Origin of the sequence: Lysinibacillus sp. ZYM-1 (assembly GCF_001308875.1) — a bacterium.
Classification (GTDB): Bacteria; Bacillota; Bacilli; order Bacillales_A; family Planococcaceae; genus Lysinibacillus.
In genome coordinates this window covers 53,627-71,763 of the sequence record NZ_KQ465129.1, presented here as the reverse complement: position 1 = coordinate 71,763, position 18,137 = coordinate 53,627, and the positions used below count along the sequence as shown (strand labels likewise).

Below are 18,137 nucleotides of genomic sequence, written 5' to 3'. Positions count from 1 at the left end.
GACCTTCCTCTCCCAGCCGTAGTATCCTATACCCGATTTTCACATTTTCATTCTCTGTGGTGTAGCGCCGATTTTGCGCTACATGGATGGCTAACGGTGCAGTTTAGTTTCAGTAGAAAATAGTTATTGTTCGACTAAATTTAATAAAATAATGTGAATTAAGGGGGATGCATATGATTAAATACCCATTTTTAGAAAGAGATGCAACCATAGGAGTCACGGCACCTTCATCTGGGGTACAAGTAGAGTTACATGATATGCTTAAACATTCATGTGAGCGTCTGAAACCGAAAGGATATAAAATCATTTGTGGTGATACGGTTTGGACTCAAGAAAAAGCCAAATCCGCACCTGCCGAAAAACGTGCAGATGAGTTTAATGAAATGATGCGTGATGATCATATAAATATCATTATTCCTCCATGGGGTGGAGAATTGTTAATTGAAATACTTGAAAAAATTGATTTTGAAAATATAAAAAATAAATGGGTATTAGGTTATTCAGATATAAGTGCATTATTATTAGCAATTACATTAAAAACGGGAATAGCTACTGCTCATGGTACAAATCTTGTAGATTTAAGAGGGGAATATACAGATGACACGACTGCAATGTGGCAGTCTGTATTGTCAACAAATATTGGAGAATCTGTCCTTCAACATTCCTCAGCTAAATATCAAAAAGAATGGCAACACAATTCTCAGTCTCCATGTGTTTTTAATTTAACAGAACAAACCTATTGGAAAACTGTGTCAAATCAAAAAGTTAAGGTATTTGGTCGTTTACTTGGTGGATGCATAGACGTGATAAGGCATTTGATTGGTACAGCATATGGTGATGTACAAAACTTTAGAAAACAATATATCAGTGGAGAGCCTGTATTATGGTATTTAGAAAATTGCGAACTGAACACAACAGATTTAAGAAGGTCATTAGTACAGATGAAGTTAGCTGGTTGGTTTGAACAATGTTCAGGTATTATGTTTGGTCGAAGTGATGCGAATACACCTGTAAATAACTACACAGTTGAAGATGTTTATAAAGAACTTTCTGATGAGCTTGGAATACCAATTATTTATGACGTGGATTGCGGTCATCTTCCACCACAAATCACTTTCATAAATGGTGCTTATGCTGAAGTAGAAGTGGAAGAAGGTAAAGGGATTGTTTTGCAATACTTTAATCAATAAGCAGATAAAAATGCCTTGTTGAACTAACGAGGTGCTTTCGTTGAATATTCGATTTCCGAAATGATCAATCTTTATTACAAAAAGCCCTATACAGAAATGAAAAATAGCCCCTATTTGATCAATATTTGTTCAAAATAGGGGCTATGATTTTCTATAAGAATCAACATTTATAGCTGTGTTTTAATCAAACTTTTTTCCAAGTTAACACCTTTTTTTCATCCAATTGATTGGGTTTATAGCGATGATTTTCCTAGTGATCTTTCTTGGGAATTTATAGATTAAAATATTTCTTGGAAAATTAATTAGATATTTATTTTTCACGTGTATCCTTACTAATAACAAGGGAAAGGAGCAGCGTATGAAAAAAATTGTAAAGAAAATATTCGTTTTTTGGGGGGCAATTATATCGCTCGGAATAGTAATTGTCTGTATCTATCACTATAGTTTGTTACATAAGGAGGAAGCCATTTTACACAATAATGGCACGATAGTGAACGTGGATGGTCAAAACATCAATGTCTATCAGGAGGGGGCTGGGAAGGATACGTATGTATTTATGGCAGGCTCTGGTATTGCAGCCCCTGTTTACGAGCTAAAAGGGTTATACAGTAAATTTTCGCAGTACCATCAAATTGCTGTAGTGGATCGAGCTGGCTATGGCTATAGTGATAGAGCCGATGACAAAAGAGATATCGATACCATTCTTAAGCAAACAAGGGAGGCGCTTCTGCAAAGTGGTCTTCAGCCGCCCTATATCCTTGTCCCTCATTCCATTTCGGGACTTGAAGCTATTTACTGGGCACAAAAATACCCAGAAGAAGTAAAGGGGATCATTGCACTAGATATTGGTTTGCCTAGTCAATATGTCAAGCATAAGATGGGCACCTTCGATAAATGGATGATAAAGGGGATGAGCCTTGCTACTAGGGTAGGCTTACACCGACTAGTACCATCACAGGTGTATAATCCGCAAGTTCTGAAAATGTCTTTTTTAACGAACCAGGAAAAGGAAATCTATCAGGCATTGTCCTTTAAGCAATTTTTTAATGAGGATATGAAAAATGAGCTGTTACAGGTCTATGAAAATAGTTTACAATCAGAACAGCTTCCAAAACCGAAAGAAACGTCCATCTTAATTATTGATGCTATTGCGAAGGACAATATAAATTCAAAATATATAAAGCAACAGCGGCAGGATTACGCAGATTTTGCGAAGCAATTCACCCATGCAGAAGTGAAAGAGGTAAGTGGTACGCATAGTATTTATCTTTATCAACCCGAAGAAATCTATCAACTAGCGATAAAATTTATGACAACGAATGCTGATTAGAAAGGTCGATAACATGAAAGGATTTAGGATTTTAATTGTAGAAGATGATCCCATGATTGGTGATTTACTTCAAAAAATAATGCAACGTGAAGGCTATGAAGCCGTGTGGAAAACGGATGGCAGGGATATGATGCGGCTAATTCAGGAAGTCGATTTAGTCATTATGGATATCATGCTACCAGGAGAGGATGGCTATCAATTAAGCAAAAACATTAAACAATTAGGCTTAAACATTCCCATCATTTTTCTATCGGCACGTAGTGATATAGAAAGCAAACTAGAAGGGCTAACAGTTGGGGAGGATTATCTGACAAAGCCTTTTGACCCACGCGAGCTATTGCTAAGGATCCAAAAAATGCTTGTTCAACAATATGGGACGTTTACGCAAATACAACATTTGTTCATTGATGGGGAGCATCGTAAAGTATTTTATCAAAGTCTGCAAAACGAAATTACATTAACAGCGATAGAACGGAAAATCTTCTTTTATTTATTTGATCATCGTGACAAAGTCTTAACAAAGGATCACTTTTTTGATTATTTATGGCCGTTAGACGATCGCAATCATAATATTCTCAATGTCCATATAAAAAAGATTCGAACAAAGCTTTATGATCCAGCAGGCATCATTCTGCAAAATATTTATGGAGAAGGGTATCGTTTAAATACCTATATTAAGAAATGACCTTAAAAACCAAATACAGAACTTTATTATTTATGGCGATTGGGAGTGTGCCAATCGTATTATTAGGCATTAGTGTATTCATGTCCATACTTTATGACAAGGCCTTTAAAACGAAAAATGACGGCATTCCCTTCCATGAATCCTTTGCTTATCCTGTTATGCTTATTACGTTTGTGCTGTCTTTAGGGCTACTCGCAGTGCTATTTTCAACATCCATTCATTCATTATTATCTAAAATCACAATGCTAAATCAAACCATACGAGAATTAGCCAGTAATGCACGGATACCTGATACGTTAACAGTAAGCAGTGAGGATGAGATCGGACAGTTAATTCAGTCTGTCAATCTCTTAATTGAGCGTACAACGTATCGGGAATTAGAGCTAGCTCAACAGCAAGAGCTTCAAAAAGAGCTACTTCAAAAATTGAGACATGATATCCATACGCCATTGACGGCGATTCGTTTGCAATTGTTTTATTTAGAAGATCAACTACAAGAGCAGCCAAAATTGGTGGAATCGTTAAATGCACAAATTCATTATATATCAAATTTAACGAATGAATTTCAATTACAGTCTTTTGATACAAGCGAAAATGCCTATGTCGTTCAAGAAGAAGTTCAGCTTGTTCTGCTAGTAGAAACCATGATAAAGAAGTGGGGTTATTTATATCGCATGCAAAATATAGCCCTCCATTTTTATCATGAAAATTCACAGGTGATCTGGATTAGTAATGAATTATGGCTACAACGTTTATTCGATAATGTCTTCCAAAATACGTTAAAGCATGCCCAGGCATCGAAGCTAGACGTAACGATTAAAGACGGGCAGGTATTCATGAGCGATGATGGCATTGGTTTTGATCTTGACGCAGTTCATAATGGACTTGGACTCAAAATTATCCAGGATATTGCTAGAACATTGAGCATCACAGCTTCCTTACAATCTAACAAGGATGGGACTACCTTCAATTTTACTCATCAATAAAAAACAACGGCAGTCTTAGCCGTTGTTTTTCCGTTTATGCAGATTTTCGTTGTTGGAGTAAAAAGAGCGCAAGGCCCAGTAAAATGACTATGATACCGATTCCTTGTTGGACGGAAATCATTTCATCTAAAATAAAATACGCTAGAATACAAGTCCCAATGGTTTCTCCTAATATACTCATGGAGATGACAGTTGTACTTAACCATTTTAATAGCCAATTAAAAATTGTTTGCCCGAAAATCGTTGCAATAACAGCTAGTCCTAACAGTGACCACCAAGTGGATGCTGGATAGTCGAAAAATGGTTCCTGCATGAAGAGAGCGTAAATGGCTAAAAAGATTGAGCTACTGCCATAACCAATAATGGAATAGGTAATGAGCGATAAATCTTTACGTACAGATTGCCCAATAAAAAAGTAGGCTGTAATAATGCCAGCCGCTATAAAAGCCAGGATATCGCCATAAAGTGCTTGTCCACTTATTTGGAAATCTTGCCAGCCGATAATGAAACAGCCGATGATGGCTACGAAGCAGCCAACAATGGCGCCTTTTGAAAACCGCTCTTTAAATAAAAAATAGCTTCCTACTAAAGAGAATAAAGGCTGTAACGTAACAATAACCGTTGAACTTGCCACTGATGTGTAGTTTAATGATTCAAACCATAAGACATAATGACAGGACAAAAATAAACCTGATAGAATGCCAAGTCCCCACTGTTTTTTAGTAAGGCTAGCCAGTTCCTGTCGTAAGCCCTTCTGTGCTAATAAAAAGGGAAGGAGCATGAGCATTGCAAAAAATAGTCGATAAAAAGCCGTAATGGCTGGTGGTGCATCAGCAAGCTTGACAAAAATTGCTGATGTAGATAAAGCAAATACAGCAAAAAACAACGAGATGTAATAAAACATGATGTACTCCTATGCATTTACAAGATTAATAATGTCAAACGTATTATAGTGCAGTCTACATGAATAATACAGTTTTTTTAGAATGTTAGCACAAATATCAACCATTTACTAACAGTTACTAGTTAATTCTTTTCAAGCAAGGATTCTATCACCTGTTTTAACTGCCTAACAGCGGACTGTTTGTGGTCGTCTTTTTTATAAATAAAGACAGTTTCAATGACCTTATTAAGCGAATCCATGTCATAATAGTGCAGGTCAGGACACGGATAAAGTGCTAGTAATTTCGTATTTAACACGGCCAACGTATGTTCAATTTCTAGAAAATCAAGAATACTACTGACGGATTTAATTTCTTTCATAGTAAAAGGGATTTCCTTAGTCGTAAGCCATTGGGCTAATGCCTGCGAATACATACAGCCTTTACTTAAAACAAGGAGAGTCACAGGTGTTCGTTGTTCAAAATCGATGACATGCGTAGGGCTCGAGATGACTTCATACGTCTCCGTTGCAATTAAATCATAGTTTAAATCGGCATAATGTTTCATGGGGTTACTAGTTAATGCACAATCTAACTCAGCATGATGTACTTTGTGATTTAACAATGTACTTGATTCTACTGTGAAATCGACATCAATAGGACTATGACTTGTTTGAAGTGAATTCATGATGGACGCACCATATATTTTAATGGTGGTATGGGATGTACCAAAATGAATGTGTGCTTGCGTGGATCCTACTGTTTGTAAAAATTCATCATAGTGTTGGGCAACTTGCTTTAAAAATAGTAAATAGTGTTCGCCTACCTCTGTCAGCTTTAAGCCTTGGGGTGTTCGTTTAAAGACTTCCTGTCCAATCTCACTTTCCATTTTCTTGACTTTCGATGTTAAGGCTGATTGTGTATAGTTGGTGATTTCAGCGGATTTACTCAAGTTTTGCCTCTCTAAAAGCTCAATTTTTAAGGCAATTTCTTCAATGTTCATATTATTTGTCACACACCTATTAAATTTTTTGATAGCCGCTATCATTTTCCTCCATTTTACGAATGCTTGCTGTCACCGTAAACTCAAGATAACAAAAATTATACTGCACAAATAAAGCGGTATAGCTTACGGAGGGTTTACATGCATACATATTATAAATGGATCATTTTGCTGGTGGCTACGCTTTCGCAAACTGCCTCAACCTTTGTCACATACGGGATGGGGCCGGTTGCTTCCTTTTATCAAATGGAATGGCAATTATCGTCATTCCAAACAGGATTGATTGTATCAGCCGTGAATATAGGACCGATTTTCTCGATGCTTCTCTTTGGCTATCTCATGGATAAAAAAGGGGAAAAACAGATAATTGGATGGGGCTCTATATTACTTGGCCTCTGTACTTTTCTGCTAATTCCTGTGAATCATTATACGACATTGTTAGTCGTATTAATAGTTGTTGGTATTTGGTATGGTAGTGCCCAAACAGGAGGGAGTACAGCCATTGTGAAATGGTTTCCGGACAAGCATCGAGGCCTAGCTATCGGTATTCGCCAAACGGGTATTCCGATCGGTGGTGCTCTCGCTTCCATCATTCTTACCTATTTATATCATCATATCCATCTGACTGCCGTACATTGGACACAAGGTTTGGTGGCGATTGGTGGAGGTTTGCTATTTTTGTTGATGTATCAGGAGCCAAAACAGCATACATCGGCTGTCGCAACACCAATACCATTTAAAGAAAAGATGAAGGCTATTAAAGACAATCGAGCACTCTATCCCATTTTTTTTGTAGGTATTGTGATGATGTCTTTACAAATGATCCTCATTGCCCATTTGATGAGTTACTTACATCAGGAAGGTGGCTATTCATTAACAGCAGCAGGGAAGTATTTAAGTTTGGTGTTGCTTGGAGGGATGATAGGAAGGATTGCACTTGCTTGGATGAGTGATCGATATTTCGCTCAAAAACGCGAGCATTTACTAATAATCGTCATGCTTGCCACGTTTGTGATGGTCGCCTGCATGCCTGTTGTCATAGATGCCAAAAACTTCATGATGATATTTTGCTGTATTTTAGGCTTTTTCGCACTTGGCTGGTATTCCTTATATATAGCCAGTGTAACGGAGCAGTCCGAACCTCAATCTGTGGGACTTACTGTTAGTGCCGCTTTAACGATTAATCAATTCTTTATTGTATTGGCCCCATCTATTTATGGTTTACTCGTTACCATTTTTTCAAGTCATCAGATGGCCTTGGATATGGTAGCTATGATGGTAATTGTGGGGGCGTTTTATTTATCTAGAACAACCAATAGTAGCCTCTCTTCTGAAAGTTCGGTAAAATAATGGAAAAATAGGAAATGAGGGTGTTGCGGATGAGCAGTTCAATTTGGATTAATGCGGAAGCAGAAAAAGTATGGCAAGCGATGACAGAGGGGCCATCCCTCTCTCAATGGTATGCGCCGGGCTCTACTTGGGACATCCCTAAACTGGCAGCAGGGGAAAAGATGACCTTTACTTTAATGCCTAATGTCCATAATCAGCTATCGGAGCCACTGCCAATGCAGTTAACCATCCAGCAAGTCAAAAAGCATGAGATATTTTCTTTTTACTTGGAAGTGCCTGAAACTGTTATAGCTATGACGTTAGCAGAACAACACAATGGCACAACAGTAAGTTTCAATATGCAAGGCTACGATGCCTCCTTAGCTAATTTGAAAGCATTACTAGAGGACAAAGACATTCCGTATCCATCGTAAATGCTACGTCTCAGGTCTTAGATAAATATCAAACGCAGGGACGTATTTTAAATTAGCCACTCCTATATAATGAAATTATTGGTAGAATATATAGCGGGAGGAAATAAAATTGAAGAAATTAGTTGGTTTAGGTGTCGTGATGGGCACATCAGTATTCGTATTATCTGGGTGCTTTTCGTTTATTCCAAGCAAGATGCAAGAAGAAGCTATTTTAGTGGAAAAAGATAAAGCAAAGGCACTAGAGGTAGACATTGATTTAGGTGTCGGTGAAATGAATGTAACAGGTGGTGCCAAGGAGTGGGTTGAAGGCACTGCTAACTATAATATTAAAAAGCTAGCTCCGCAAGTTAACTATAATTTAAGTGGCGATACAGGGGATATCGAAATCAAGCACAAAGGCTCGACGAAGCTTTCCCTCTCTAACATTAAGAACACTTGGGCAATTCAGTTAAATGACGATATCCCTATGGATCTGACGGTAGAAACTGGTGCGTCCTTAGCGAATCTTGATTTACAGGGGCTACAGCTAGAAAAACTAGATATTGATGCAGGTGTTGGCGATCTTACTGTCAATTTAGGTGGTGATTGGCAAAAAAGCTTTACGGCAAACATTGAAACTGGGGTCGGCCAAACTACCGTTATTGTTCCATCTAAAGTTGGTGTTAAACTGACGACAGAAAAGGGCATAGGGTCATCCACTATTGAGGGGCTTATTTCAAAAGGCAAAGGTGTCTTTGTCAACGAAGCCTATGAAAAGGCAGATGTTGTACTAGAAATCAATTCAGAATTAGGCGTAGGAGACATTACGTTTAAATTAGATAAATAAAGAAAATTTAGTAGGCTACGCTAGAGGCAGTAGTCTACTTTTTTGTGCGTCCCAAAAAAAATACATAAAAGTGAAACCTTTTACTTGGGTGTATGACTCTAAGTAATGAAAGGAGGGAAACAGCGTGGAACATGATTTATTGATCGTCAAACAAGCAATTGCTGGTCATAAAGAAGCTTTTGAACAGCTACTCGTTCTTGAGGAAGAAAAACTTTATTATACGGCACTTTCTTATGTAGGAAAAAAAGAGGATGCGCTGGATGCTATTCAAGAAGCGGTTTGTAATGCTTATTTGAAAGTTCATCAACTAAAAAATCCAGCATTTTTTTCTACATGGCTGTTTCGCATATTAATTCATGAGTGCTATCGATTGCTGAAAAAGGGGCAGAAAATGATTCCGTATGAGGAAAGGGAATTACTAGATCGGTTACATGATCAAAAATATGTCATAGGTAATCCTATTGATTTATCAGAGGCCATCCAACAATTAAACCATTCACAGCAGATGGCCATCATTTTATTTTATTATCACGATATGCCGATTAAAGAAATTGCAGACATGATGGAAAAGCCTGTGAGCACCATCAAAACCTATTTGCATCGTGGTAAAAAACAGTTAAAGCGACAATTAGAAAGGAGTGCATCAATCAATGAAAAAGCCATTGACCCTTCCTGAATTTCCAAGAGAAGAGGTACGAGAAGCGATTACACAAGGTATTCAACAAGCACAAGAACAAGGTAAACCAATTCAAACGAAAAGAAGAAGCAAGCGTAAACCATTCGTATTTATTGCCAGTGCTGTGGCTGTTTTTAGTTTAACCATTGGCACAGCCTACGTATCACCAACATTTGCGAGCACATTGTCCAAGCTACCAATTATCGGTTCCGTGTTCAATGACTCAGGATTGCCTGGGCTAAAACAAGCCAGTGAACAGGGGCTAACCAAAGCTGTTGGCGAAACACAAACCATCAATGGGATTGCGGTCACAGTAGATGAGGTACTTTATGATGATTCACGTATAACGGTTGGGGTAACGATGGAATCTGAGCGGGAATTGAGTGAATTCTATTTTGGAGCAGGCTTGGAATTTACCATCAATGGTGCCCATCCAACTGTCAGCTCTGGTGGTTATTCTGAAAATAGGTTAAGTCCTACCGTTCGGACTGGTATTGCGACGTTTGATGTCAAACAGGTTGAGGAAATGCCAGATTCCTTTCAATTAGGCTTAACATTAGAAGGCGAAATGGGAGAGAAGTGGACGTTTTCGACCCCGATTGAAAAGATTACAGAGATTGTCCATGTTCCTGTGAACCATCGGCAACAGGTTGATGGCATTGAGCTTGATGTGTTCAACATCTCCTTCAGTCCATCGGGGATCTCACTTGACTATGAGGCAACGATGAACGGAATCCTCGATAACCCACCAGCATCTATAGAATTCTTCATAACAGATGGGCAAGGCAGGGAGATTGTTTCCCATTCGGGCGGTGGAAAAGCGCAATTTGATGATGGGGTGTGGAAATTAAGCAGCACAAAAGCCTTTGATCCAATAGCACAACACGTTGAAAAATTAATCATTACGCCTTATATTTCTATTCCAACAGGAGGTGGGAGCGTTCAAATAGACGCTGATGGCAAAGAAACACACCTTCCATTCAATCCATCAGCCTATAAAGAGGCGAAGTTCCAACCATTTACAGTAGAAGTACCAGTACAATAATAATCATGATAGGAGCGTCAAATACATCCTTTGTATTTGACGCTTACTTTATGGTAGCTTTAAGAAAGCAATTGTTTTGAAGGAGCGAAAGTAGTGAAAATTTATACATACAAGCAACCAGTAGCCATCGAGTCAACAGAGACCATCCAAATTATCAATGAAGCAGGGGCGGTATCGTCCACTGTTCAACGTGTTTATTCCAATGCACTAAAAAAAGCATTTGACCGTACAATGGACTATCGTTATTTTGTTCGCTTTGATGTCAATGATTGCAACGGTCGACCGCTTTTTACGTGTAAAAAAGTATCTCGTCGTGGGCGCGTACATTTTCGAGGCAAGGATTTTGTGTCAGGCAAAGATTATATGATTGCCTATGATGGCTGGCAAATTATGATTCCCGATTTACTGATTACAAATGGTGAACATCAAATCAAGCTCAACAAAGAAATGGAAGACTGGTCTATCTTTACACTAAATGAGGAGCCAATCGCACGTTGGCAAGCCACTTTCTGCGAAACTCATTTTGACATTACCCTACAAATTGAAGACAACAGTCCTATTCAGCACGAGTCCTTTTTCATTGCGATTGGTCAGGCTGTGTTGTTTGTGGGAGCTTAACAAAAGAATAAGGTAAAAATGAAATCAGCTTTCTATTGCAACAGGAGTAGGTCTCCAACAATTAGTTCGTTTCGGCTGGCTTGTAAACAAAGGAAGACGAGTAAGTTTAGAAGGCTGGGCGATTGGATTTGCAGTTTCTGGTTTTATTCTTACACTTTTAGGTGGCGCTATGACGCTCACATGGCCATTATCGAAAGTAGGATTTCCATTTGATGATATTATCTTTGGTGAACCTTCACTCGCATTTGGGGTCATGTTACTAGCAGGTGCAATTATCCTTTGACGCATGGCAAACCGATTATTGAAAAATGAACAAACAACAAAAGATATTACAGTGGATTCAAAAGTCATACTCGATCAAATTGTGGAAATGGCACGTCTAGTTTCTTATTTCGCTGCAGCAATGGGACTGGCATTAATTTCGATTGCGATTGCAGGTGTCTATTTCCAACTATTTGCAGCGCCACCTGAAGAACCGATTTCAGGACGCTTTGCAGACTACCCAATGCTGGAAGCTTCATTTATCTCAGGGCTATACGCGCTTAAGGGTATAGGCGCTATTTTATTACCATCCTTAGCGAATAGAGAATCATTTGTGGTGAAAGTAAAGGGTGCTATTTGGACAATTACGGGTATACTTTTCACTCTATTTGGCGCTTTAAACTATTTCACTCATATCGGTTTAATTGTCAATACGCTTTAATAAGGATTTAGTGGAGTCCGTTCTACGATTATGATATAAATAACAACAAGAAGGTAGCCGTAAAAAAGAGGCTACCTTCTATTATTATCAACGTGAAGAAAGGTTCTGATTTTGTGCTTACTATTCTACCGGCTAAAGAAATATACTTCAAAGGAAATGAACACGCAATATTACTTTTACACTCCTTTACAAGTCATACAAGAGATATGAAGAAAGTTGCGACGAAGCTACACGAAAAGGGTTATACATGTTATGTACCACTATACAGAGGTCATGGTCATATTCCAGAACCGTTATTACAGTACGATGTTGAGGACTGGTGGCAAGATGTGGTGAAAGCCCACCAATTTTTGCGGAATGAGGGCTATCAAAAGATCTCCGTAATCGGCTTATCCATTGGTGGTATTTTCACATTGAGGCTTGCACAATTAGAAAAGCTAGAGCAAATCATTATTATGTCGGTACCAATTGATAAGGAGCCAGCACAATTAAAACAAAGAATCATTGATTATGCCTATAATTATAAAAATATCGAGGGGAAATCAGCGTCTGAAATTTCAAATGAAATGCAGCCTTTTAACGATATGCCATTGGACTCTATGATTGCATTTCAGCATTTTATTAGAGAAACGATGCAACAGCTTGATAAAATCACGATTCCCATTGCTATTTTCTACGGTGAAAGAGACGAGGACTTATACGCGCACAGTGCTGAAGTTATCTATCAGCATGTTCATTCTACTAAAAAGGTCAAAAGAGGCTTTGAAAACTCCAAACATTTAATGACATTAGGTAGGGAACAAGATGAAATCCTTCAGGAAATAATGTTTTTTTTATAGTGAAAAACTTACCATTTAGAAGTATTGACTACTAATAATAAATCATGTTATTATTATCTCGAATTAAAGATAAATTAATTCGAGATATATTTTTATGTGAATGATCTCGCAGTATTGACAAACCCTAAATTCTAAAAGCGTAACAGATAGGAGAAATTTTAGATGTTAAAGATCGCAGGACACCATCATATTTCAATGATTACCAAAAATGCTCATGAAAATCATCAGTTTTACAATCATATTTTAGGACTTCGTCGAGTGAAAAAAACAGTCAACCAAGATGATCCAAGTATGTATCATTTATTTTATGGTGATTTGACAGGTAGTCCTGGTACAGGCCTAACATTTTTTGAATTATCGCACGCTGGTCGTACACACCGCGGTACTGATGCGATAACAAGAATTGGTTTACTTATTCCTTCTTACGATAGTTTAGTGTACTGGAAAAATAGATTAGATGAATTTCATATCGAACACAGTGATATAACAACATATGGTGATACTGATGCTATACATTTTGAGGACCCAGATGGACTACGCTTAGTGTTTTTAAATAACCAAGATAAGTCTATTCCACAAGAATGGACAAAGTGGCAAGATTCATCTGTAGAAATGGCCCATCAAATTTTAGGGATGGGACCTGTGGAGTTAACTGTTCGTTCTTTAGACGATGCTGAGAAAACATTGGTGCAATTGTTTGGCTACATAGAACGATCAAGATCTGCAGCTGAAGCTATTTTTCAAGCAGAAGAAGGACAGTTACAAGGGCAAATTGTCATAGTCGAACAGGATGGTCCTAAAGAAAAGCCTGGAAGAGGTAGTGTCCATCATTTAGCAATCCGTGTGAAAGATAAGGAAGAGCTTGAGCAGTGGGAACAAAGAATTCAAGAATTTGGCTTTCCCATCATTAAAAAAGCGGATCGCTATTATTTTTCAAGTATTTACATGAAAGAATCACATGGCATAATATTTGAACTTGCTACAGATGGTCCGGGCTTTGTCGTGGATACTTCTGTGGAGGATTTAGGAACACAGTTAGATTTGCCACCATTTCTAGAGGAACGACGTCAGGAAATTGAAGAAAAATTAACACCTATTGAATAACAATACTACAGATTTCTACTTTAGCATTCTAAGTAGGAGGGAAAATATATGCCCTTAAAATATGATGTCCATGTGGATAGACAGTTGTTGGAATTAGTTTGGAATAATACGAATGATGCTATTTTTACGATTGGTTATGACGGCCAAATTATGAAAGCGAATCCGGCCTTTACTTCGATTTTAGGCTGGGATAAAGAAGATTTAGAAAATCAACATATCTCGCCTATCTTTACAAAATGTTCGTATATAGATGCTCAAAAAACGTTAGAAAAATTGAGATTAGGTAAAAATATTACGTATTATGTTACGGAAAGAAAACGTAAGGATGGTCAAATCCTGAAAATTTTAGCTTCCTACAAAGCAGTCCATTCAAAGGATATATTGGCTGTAGGAATGTATAAGGATTTTACCGAGCAAATAATCATTCAACAAAAGCTACAAGCGAATAAAGAATGCTATCAAAATTTAGTGGAAATGATTCCTGATGCGCTAATTGTTGAACAAGATGGGCTTATTTTATATGTCAATAAACCAGGGATCAACATGCTCGGTGGAAATAATCCAAATATGTTCGTCAAAAACAACTTATGGGATTTGCTAAGAAGTACCGATCAACAATCTTTGCAGGAAAAGGTTTATCAGGCAAAAGAAGATAAAGTTACCATTGTCGAAAAAGTACAACGAGTGGATGGTCATGTTTTTTGGGCAGAAATTTCTGTCATGCCTACGATCTTTAATGAAAAATTTGTGAATCAATGGTTAGTAAGAGATATTACCCTCAAGAAAAATTATCAAGATCAACTCGAATATATGGCTTATCACGATCCATTAACAGGATTAGTAAACAGAAGGTTCTTTTTAGAACATGTAGAACAAATAATAAAAAGGGCAGCCAATCATCACACCCAGTTTGCCATCCTCTATCTGGATATGGATAAATTTAAAAGAATAAATGATGAGTTTGGTCATGATGTTGGAGACGAGTTATTAAAGCAGTTTGCTGACAAACTATGTCATTCTTTGCGAAAAGATGATATTATTTGTCGTATCGGCGGGGACGAGTTTCTAGTATTTCTAAGTGATGTCCAGAACGAAGAGGAAATTGAAAATATTATGCGGCGAGTTTTTTTTCATTTGAAAGAACCTTACATCATTCATCAGCATGTATTTTCTGTCACGACAAGTTTTGGTGTCTCTCTGTTCCCCAAAGACGGTGATAATGTAAAAGTATTAGTGCGAAAAGCAGATCAAGCTTTATATGTCGCTAAAGAGAAACGAGATTCTTATGCACTATTTGATGGTTTATAGGACCATCATTTGGGGTAATGAAGAAGGAAAAATGAGGGGGCATTTGGTATGGGTTACCGTGCATACAAAGGAGAAAAAATAACAGTTTATTTTGACAAAGACATGTGTCAACATGCAGCTGAATGTGTGAAAGGCCTGCCAGAGGTGTTCAATGTCAATGCAAAACCTTGGATCGCACCAGATCAAGCAGATGTGAAAAATGTAGAAGAAGTTATCAATCGATGTCCAAGTGGCGCATTAAAATATGAAATTTAAAGGAGCATCATGCCATGGAAATTAAACAAGGTAGCCAATCATTTTATATCGGAAACGAAGAAAATAGCGAGGCAGAGGTACACTTCGTGCGTGTAGGGGAAACTCGTATCATTCTCGACCATACACATGTAGGCGAGCATCTAAGAGGCCAAAATGTCGGACAGCAATTGGTCAAAGCCGCTGTCGAATATGCGAAAAAAGAAAAATTACAAGTCATCCCTTTATGTCCTTTCGCAAAGGCTGAGTTCGAAAAGCATCCTGAATATCAAGAATTGTTAGGCTAAAACAAGCAGTCGCACCCCAATACTTTGAGGTGCGTTTTTATTTTGGTTTCTCTAATTTAATTTTTTCGAAGTCCACTTCGAGCTCCTTCTTTTGATTGTTATCGTAAAGCTAGCAAACCCCGTCGAATCTGTGTTTTCACAGTGCCCTCAGGACATTGCAAAATCGCAGCAATATCTTTGACGGAGTAGTCCTGATAAAAACGCAGTAAGGGCACCGTTTTATATTTTTCCTCGAGCTGGCAAAGAATCTGCCATAAATCTTAGAAATTTGAACATTTTGGAAGGGATAAGGTTATTCAAAATAGAAGGTCCATATAGAGGCAAACATAAAGGAGTGATTGGTTGCGATTAACAAAAGGAATTACCGGCTTTGACGCCGATCATTTAATCGAGCAGGATATGCGGATGTTTCAGTCGATGGTGTATCATTTAGCAACAAGTGAACAGCGAGCGAAAGTACGGCAATTTATCGATCCACTGCATTTTGTCTACATGCAAGCAGTGGTGGAAATAGACGGGGAGATGGTGACAATTCTTCACCATCGATGGATGCCGTATATTGCTTTTGCAAAATTGGATGAAGGGCTTAGCTTTGCCTTTTTATCGAGGCCACAGCTACACAAATATTTTCCGATGCGCAAATGTTTGGAAGCGACAACCCTGAATACGTTAGTGAAGAAGGATCAAGCATTACATAGTCTTTCTGCGATGGAATGGAAATACATTACTTATTTCAAAAGTCAAACAATTGGAGATGTAATGTTTCATGCATGGGATTGATTAGTACAAATTGCTCATGGTGAAAGATGCTATAAAATACACAAAATTGACCAAGTTATTTCTGGAAATATAGCAAAAATTCCTAAAGCCACCAATCTTTCTTTTAAAATGGTAGATTACTTTTTATGGAATAGATTCGGAAAATAAGGAGTTTTTGCAGATGTCATTCAAAACAATTAGTAGAAGAATTGTTTTTTCCTTTAGCATTGTTATTACGATAATGGGGTTATACATCGTGTACAACTATTTTGCCATTAAGCAAAGTAACAATGCGACAGAACAAATTGTTCAGCAAGAATTACAACTATTAACCACAGATTACGAGCAAGCGCAAACCATTGACTTAAGAATAGCTGCAGCTAGAGGGTATGTATTGTCTGGCGATGAAAAGTACAAAGCTATTTTTCATGATAATGTAGCACGTGCAGCAAAGAACGAAGAACAACGATTAGCCTTAACAAGCTCAGGGGAATTTGGCAAATTTGCAGATAAGGCGAAGGAATGGAATCGCTATATTGAACAACAAGTATTTGCCGTTTATGACAAGGGCAATAAGGATCTTGCTATCCAAAACTTAACGAAAATGGATGCAACGGCAACGACCATTCGTGAAGGCTATGAGGGTTTAGCAGAGCAACGTAAGCAAACCATCAATGAGGTAGGCGCTGACATGATCGTTGCAGGGGAAAATAAGCAGCTAATTGCCATTGTCGTAGGTGTATTCATTTTTGTTATTGCTATAATTGTTGAGCTATTAAGTGCTCGCGGTATTTCGAGACCCATTATTACATTGACTGAGCGAATGCAACGTATGACTAACGGTGATTTAAGCGATCCTCCTTTACAGATTCAGTCAAAAGATGAGGTGGGCCAGCTGATGGAGGCGACCAATACAATGGCGGACATTTTGAATCGCTTATTGAAGCATATTCAAACGGTATCGAATGACGTGGCGGCCCATAGTGAGGAACTATTGCAATCCACATCAGAAGTAAAGACAGGCACAGAGCAAATTGTAACTACTATGACAGAAATTGCGAGTGGTACAGATGTGCAGGCCAGTCATACGGCAGATGTCGCTACCTCCATGAACAACTTTGCTGGAAAAGTAACTGCTGTTCATCAAAGCAATAAAGACATTCAGCACTATTCTCAGGATGTCAAAGCTTTAACCGAAGAAGGGCGAAACTTTATGACCGCCTCCACTAAGCAGATGGGAGCTATTCAACGTATTGTGAAAGATGCGGTTGATCAGGTAGATGGATTAAGCAAACAAACACAAGAAATTTCTAAGCTTGTTGCTGTCATTCAAGACATTGCAGCGCAAACGAATTTACTTGCATTGAACGCAGCAATTGAAGCAGCCCGAGCTGGACAACAAGGGAAAGGATTTGCCGTGGTGGCCGATGAGGTCCTAAAATTAGCCGAGCAAGTGGCATTTTCTGTTGATGATATTACGAATATTGTAAGTAAAATTCAGGATGATTCTAATAGGGTAACGGCTTCTCTTGAACAGGGATATGGCGAAGTAGAAAAAGGGACTGTTCAAATTGCGACGACCAATTCAACATTTCATCATATTGCAGACGCAATCGATGCCATAGCTGCAAATATTGAAGGCGTGTCATCCGAGCTAAATGAGGTCGTTCACAATACTGTCACGATTAGTCAGTCAGTAGATGAAATGGCTGCAATCTCTGAACAGTCAGCAGCAGGCATACAGGAAACATCCGCAACTGTTGAACAGGCTGCAAGCTCAATGGAGGAAATTAAACATAGTGCCGAGCATTTAGCGAAAATGGCAGAACAATTAAATGATTTGATTCGACGATTTAAACTGTAGTATTTTGCCTCATTAATT

At 38.2% G+C, this 18,137-nt stretch carries 19 protein-coding genes and 2 pseudogenes; 18 read left to right on the top strand and 3 right to left on the bottom strand.

Annotated elements, in window-relative coordinates:
• Positions 1–173: 173 nt before the first annotated feature.
• The 4 genes from AO843_RS17595 to AO843_RS17580 all read left to right on the top strand — a co-directional run bounded on the left by AO843_RS17595 (position 174) and on the right by AO843_RS17580 (position 4,191).
• On the top strand, positions 174–1,190 hold the full coding sequence (locus AO843_RS17595) for a S66 family peptidase (protein ID WP_054612392.1): 1,017 nt from the start codon (positions 174–176) through the stop codon (positions 1,188–1,190).
• A 358-nt stretch (positions 1,191–1,548) separates the two neighbouring features.
• Positions 1,549–2,520 (top strand): alpha/beta hydrolase, encoded by a 972-nt coding sequence (locus tag AO843_RS17590; protein ID WP_054612391.1) that lies wholly within the window; start codon positions 1,549–1,551, stop codon positions 2,518–2,520.
• 13 nt (positions 2,521–2,533) lie between these two features.
• Positions 2,534–3,205 carry a response regulator transcription factor gene (locus AO843_RS17585; protein WP_054612390.1) on the top strand — a complete coding sequence of 224 codons (672 nt, stop codon included), beginning with the start codon at positions 2,534–2,536 and terminating at the stop codon, positions 3,203–3,205.
• Positions 3,202–4,191, top strand: coding sequence for a sensor histidine kinase (locus AO843_RS17580; RefSeq protein ID WP_054612389.1), 990 nt, complete (start codon positions 3,202–3,204; stop codon positions 4,189–4,191). The genes AO843_RS17585 and AO843_RS17580 overlap by 4 nt, the downstream gene beginning before the upstream one ends.
• A 34-nt stretch (positions 4,192–4,225) precedes the next feature.
• On the opposite strand, the gene AO843_RS17575 is transcribed toward AO843_RS17580, so the two are convergent.
• A complete protein-coding gene (locus tag AO843_RS17575) occupies positions 4,226–5,095 on the bottom strand; it encodes a DMT family transporter (protein ID WP_054612388.1) in 870 nt (289 codons plus the stop codon).
• Positions 5,096–5,217: 122 nt separating this feature from the next.
• The gene (locus tag AO843_RS17570; protein WP_054612396.1) at positions 5,218–6,075 is read right to left on the bottom strand and encodes a LysR family transcriptional regulator; all 858 of its coding nucleotides are present in this window, start codon (positions 6,073–6,075) and stop codon (positions 5,218–5,220) included.
• 141 nt (positions 6,076–6,216) lie between these two features.
• Between AO843_RS17570 and AO843_RS17565 the strand changes: the two genes are divergently transcribed.
• From AO843_RS17565 to AO843_RS17510, 12 genes and pseudogenes are all read left to right on the top strand, one after another.
• Positions 6,217–7,425, top strand: a complete 1,209-nt coding sequence (locus AO843_RS17565) for an MFS transporter (RefSeq protein WP_054612387.1) — start codon at positions 6,217–6,219, stop codon at positions 7,423–7,425.
• Between the two features lie 29 nt (positions 7,426–7,454).
• Positions 7,455–7,838, top strand: coding sequence for an SRPBCC domain-containing protein (locus AO843_RS17560; RefSeq protein ID WP_054612386.1), 384 nt, complete (start codon positions 7,455–7,457; stop codon positions 7,836–7,838).
• A gap of 109 nt (positions 7,839–7,947) precedes the next feature.
• The gene (locus tag AO843_RS17555) at positions 7,948–8,664 is read left to right on the top strand and encodes a toast rack family protein (protein WP_054612385.1); all 717 of its coding nucleotides are present in this window, start codon (positions 7,948–7,950) and stop codon (positions 8,662–8,664) included.
• 124 nt (positions 8,665–8,788) lie between these two features.
• The gene (locus AO843_RS17550) at positions 8,789–9,340 is read left to right on the top strand and encodes a sigma-70 family RNA polymerase sigma factor (protein ID WP_054612384.1); all 552 of its coding nucleotides are present in this window, start codon (positions 8,789–8,791) and stop codon (positions 9,338–9,340) included.
• Positions 9,315–10,385, top strand: coding sequence for a DUF4179 domain-containing protein (locus tag AO843_RS17545; protein ID WP_054612383.1), 1,071 nt, complete (start codon positions 9,315–9,317; stop codon positions 10,383–10,385). The genes AO843_RS17550 and AO843_RS17545 overlap by 26 nt, the downstream gene beginning before the upstream one ends.
• Before the next feature lie 93 nt (positions 10,386–10,478).
• The gene (locus tag AO843_RS17540; protein WP_054612382.1) at positions 10,479–11,003 is read left to right on the top strand and encodes a tubby C-terminal domain-like protein; all 525 of its coding nucleotides are present in this window, start codon (positions 10,479–10,481) and stop codon (positions 11,001–11,003) included.
• A 34-nt stretch (positions 11,004–11,037) separates the two neighbouring features.
• A pseudogene (locus AO843_RS17535) lies at positions 11,038–11,706 on the top strand (DUF981 family protein).
• Positions 11,707–11,798: 92 nt separating this feature from the next.
• Positions 11,799–12,545: an alpha/beta hydrolase gene (locus AO843_RS17530; protein ID WP_255350387.1), complete on the top strand. Its 747-nt coding sequence runs from the start codon at positions 11,799–11,801 to the stop codon at positions 12,543–12,545.
• 162 nt (positions 12,546–12,707) lie between these two features.
• Positions 12,708–13,649, top strand: coding sequence for a VOC family protein (locus tag AO843_RS17525; protein WP_054612380.1), 942 nt, complete (start codon positions 12,708–12,710; stop codon positions 13,647–13,649).
• A 48-nt stretch (positions 13,650–13,697) separates the two neighbouring features.
• Positions 13,698–14,957 carry a sensor domain-containing protein gene (locus AO843_RS17520; RefSeq protein ID WP_054612379.1) on the top strand — a complete coding sequence of 420 codons (1,260 nt, stop codon included), beginning with the start codon at positions 13,698–13,700 and terminating at the stop codon, positions 14,955–14,957.
• A gap of 48 nt (positions 14,958–15,005) precedes the next feature.
• Entirely contained in the window at positions 15,006–15,212 is a 207-nt protein-coding gene (locus AO843_RS17515) for a (4Fe-4S)-binding protein (RefSeq protein WP_054612378.1), read from the top strand.
• Between the two features lie 14 nt (positions 15,213–15,226).
• Entirely contained in the window at positions 15,227–15,496 is a 270-nt protein-coding gene (locus tag AO843_RS17510; RefSeq protein ID WP_054612377.1) for a GNAT family N-acetyltransferase, read from the top strand.
• A 98-nt stretch (positions 15,497–15,594) separates the two neighbouring features.
• Here AO843_RS17510 and AO843_RS24140 read toward each other — a convergent pair.
• A pseudogene (locus AO843_RS24140) lies at positions 15,595–15,756 on the bottom strand (RNA polymerase sigma factor); the annotation flags it as partial.
• Between the two features lie 82 nt (positions 15,757–15,838).
• On the opposite strand from AO843_RS24140, the gene AO843_RS17505 reads away from it, so the two are divergent.
• Both AO843_RS17505 and AO843_RS17500 read left to right on the top strand, forming a co-directional pair.
• Positions 15,839–16,276, top strand: a complete 438-nt coding sequence (locus AO843_RS17505; RefSeq protein WP_054612376.1) for a hypothetical protein — start codon at positions 15,839–15,841, stop codon at positions 16,274–16,276.
• A 160-nt stretch (positions 16,277–16,436) separates the two neighbouring features.
• On the top strand, positions 16,437–18,119 hold the full coding sequence (locus AO843_RS17500) for a methyl-accepting chemotaxis protein (protein WP_054612375.1): 1,683 nt from the start codon (positions 16,437–16,439) through the stop codon (positions 18,117–18,119).
• The last annotated feature ends 18 nt before the right edge of the window (positions 18,120–18,137 follow it).